Raw genomic sequence first — 2,598 nt, forward strand, 5'->3', positions numbered from 1 at the left:
CCGGCCGGTCTGCTGGACCGGGCCAGCGGGCTCACCCCGGGCATCGAGTCGCCCACAGTGTCGCCGCTGCACCGCGAGGGCTGGGTGGCGGTGCAGGCCATGGTGCTCCGCGACGACGTGCACCGCATCATGGACGAGCTGTACGAACTGGGCGCCCGCGCCATCCTCGTCACCAACATCCACGCCTGCCGCCTCTAACCCCCCTCGCCCCGCCACCACCCCGCTGGCCCCGCCACCCCGCTCGCGTCGATCATGGAGTTATGGTGGCCGTTTCAGCCGCCTTCGTTCCTTACGTCCACCACCACAACTCCATGATCGACGCGGCGACGGGTGTGCTGGGGCTGCTGGACGCGGAAGATCGTGCTCGATCATTGACGTAGCGGCCTCGATCTCGACGGAGGCCACTGGATCCTGGATCGAGCACGATCTTGAGGTGGCTGGCCGTCCTGGGCTCGGGGTGGTGGCTCGGCGGGTGGTGCGTTCGATGACCGAGCGCGGATGGCAGACTGGTGGGGTGAGTGAAACCGAACTGGTCCGCCTGAAGCCCCGCCGCATCCGGGTGGTCTGCTGGTCGGCGGCGGCCGCTCTGGTGGTGGTGTTCGCTCTGGTCGCTACCTCGCTGAGTGGCCCGACCGGCGATGGTTACGGCAGCTTCCAGCGCGGCGACCAGATCGCCATGATCGGCCTGGGCATCTTCGGTGCGCTCGGCTTCCTGCTGTTCACCCGTCCCCGGGTGGAGGCCGACGCCCGGAGCATTCGGGTCCGTAACGTCATCAGCTCCTACGAGCTGCCCTGGGAGGTTGTCCGGGGCGTCCGCTTCGACCGGGGCGCGCCGTGGGCCAGCCTGGAGCTGCACGATGACGACCTGCTGCCGATGGTCGCGTTGCAGGCCGCCGACAAGGAGCTGGCTGTCGACGGGGTCCGCGCGCTGCGCCGGCTGCACGAGGCCCACCAGGCTCGCCTCGCCGAACGCGCCGTCGGCCGCTGACCCCGGCCTAACCGCCCACTAGCCGGTTCGCGCCCTAACCGCCCACTAGCCGGTTCGCGCCCTAACCGCCCGCCGTCGGTTGGCGCCCTAACCGCCCGCCGTCGGTTGGGCCCTAACCGCCCACTGCCGGTTCGCGGCCGACCGCCCGCGCCGGTTTGCGGCTGGAACCGCCTGCCGTCGACCTCGCGTCGCCGACCAACGGTCAGGCCTGCCGCGCACACCTCGCCAAGATCTGGACAACTTCCCTGAAACTGCTGCCTCCCGGCGCCCTGAGGCAGCAGTTTCAGGGAAAATGCGCGGATCTTGAAGCGGCGCCAAGCGCGCCAGGGCTGCGCGGCGCCAAGCGCGCCAGGGCGGCGCGGCGCAATGGTCGGCCGCGCTCGTGACTCGCCGCAGGTCGTGCCCGGTTTGGGGGTCGCCGGGGCGCCGGTGTAGTGTTGTCGAGTCGACCAGGCTGTCTCCGCGTGCGAGCAGGCAGCCTTGAAAGCGGAGCGCCTGCTCCCACCCGAGTCGCCGCTACGGTGGCCGGGTCCGGTCACCGGTTCCGGGCATGTCCCGGCGCCGGATGCGCGATCCTTGTGATCGTGCTGACCGGTCGAGCGGGCCCTGGCATGCGCCGGGGCCTTCTGCTTTTCGGGTCGGTTCCCTCCCGGGAGCCGCAGCGGTCGGCGACAGAGCAGAAACGACTCGAGGAGGCCCCATCAGCGTCGAACCACGCGTGAACGAGCAGATCCGGGCACGTGAGGTCCGACTGGTCGGCCCAGAGGGTGAGCAGGTGGGCATCGTCCCGCTGGAGCGCGCTCTTCAGCTGGCCGCGGACGTCGATCTGGACCTGGTCGAGGTTGCGCCGATGGCGCGCCCGCCGGTGTGCAAGCTCATGGACTTCGGCAAGTTCAAGTACGAGAGCGCACTCAAGGCGCGCGAAGCGCGGCGTAACCAGCAGCAGACCGTCATCAAGGAAATGAAGCTTCGGCCGAAGATCGACCCGCACGACTACGAGACCAAGAAGGGTCACGTGGTGCGGTTCCTCAAGGCGGGCGACAAGGTCAAGGTGACGATCATGTTCCGCGGTCGCGAGCAGAGTCGTCCGGAGCTGGGTTACCGGCTTCTGCGTCGACTCGAATCCGAGATCACGGAACTGGGATACGTCGAGGCCGCTCCGAAGCAGGACGGCCGAAACATGATCATGGTTCTCGCTCCGCATCGGGCCGTCAAGGCCTCCGCGGTCGCCGCTACGGCGTCCCGCGGTGGACCTCGGGACCGGGCAGCGGACGAGTCCGCCGCTCCGGAAGCCGATGAGACCGCAGCGGTCAGCGAGACCGCAGCAGCCGGTGACACCGGCCTCGCCGCCGACACCAGCGGCGAGTAACAGGGGAGAGACGTTCCACATGCCGAAGATGAAGAGCCACACGGGTATGGGTAAGCGGGTCAAGGTGACCGGCAAGGGCAAGATCGTTGCCCAGCAGGCCGGCCTCCGCCACAACCTGGAGAAGAAGCCCTCCACCCAGACCCGCCGGCTGACCGGCACGGTCGTGCTGGCCAAGGCCGACGTCAAGCGCATCAAGAAGCTGCTCGGCCGCTGACGCGCGCCACCTTTACGTAATTAGGAG

At 68.9% G+C, this 2,598-nt stretch carries 4 protein-coding genes; all 4 read left to right on the plus strand.

The window, feature by feature from the left end; translation table 11 throughout:
- Positions 1 to 198, plus strand: a 198-nt coding sequence (gene hisG / locus ABZ749_RS33545) for an ATP phosphoribosyltransferase (protein ID WP_357235041.1), incomplete at its 5' end; no start/stop codon positions are given.
- Between the two features lie 316 nt (positions 199 to 514).
- Positions 515 to 988 (plus strand): PH domain-containing protein, encoded by a 474-nt coding sequence (locus ABZ749_RS33550; RefSeq protein WP_030488426.1) that lies wholly within the window; start codon positions 515 to 517, stop codon positions 986 to 988.
- Positions 989 to 1,706: 718 nt separating this feature from the next.
- A complete protein-coding gene (gene infC / locus ABZ749_RS33555) occupies positions 1,707 to 2,357 on the plus strand; it encodes a translation initiation factor IF-3 (protein ID WP_328655039.1) in 651 nt (216 codons plus the stop codon).
- A 19-nt stretch (positions 2,358 to 2,376) separates the two neighbouring features.
- Positions 2,377 to 2,571 carry a 50S ribosomal protein L35 gene (gene rpmI / locus ABZ749_RS33560; protein WP_007458415.1) on the plus strand — a complete coding sequence of 65 codons (195 nt, stop codon included), beginning with the start codon at positions 2,377 to 2,379 and terminating at the stop codon, positions 2,569 to 2,571.
- Positions 2,572 to 2,598: the final 27 nt, after the last annotated feature.

The organism is Micromonospora sp. NPDC047753 (assembly GCF_040642735.1).
Classification (GTDB): Bacteria; Actinomycetota; Actinomycetes; order Mycobacteriales; family Micromonosporaceae; genus Micromonospora.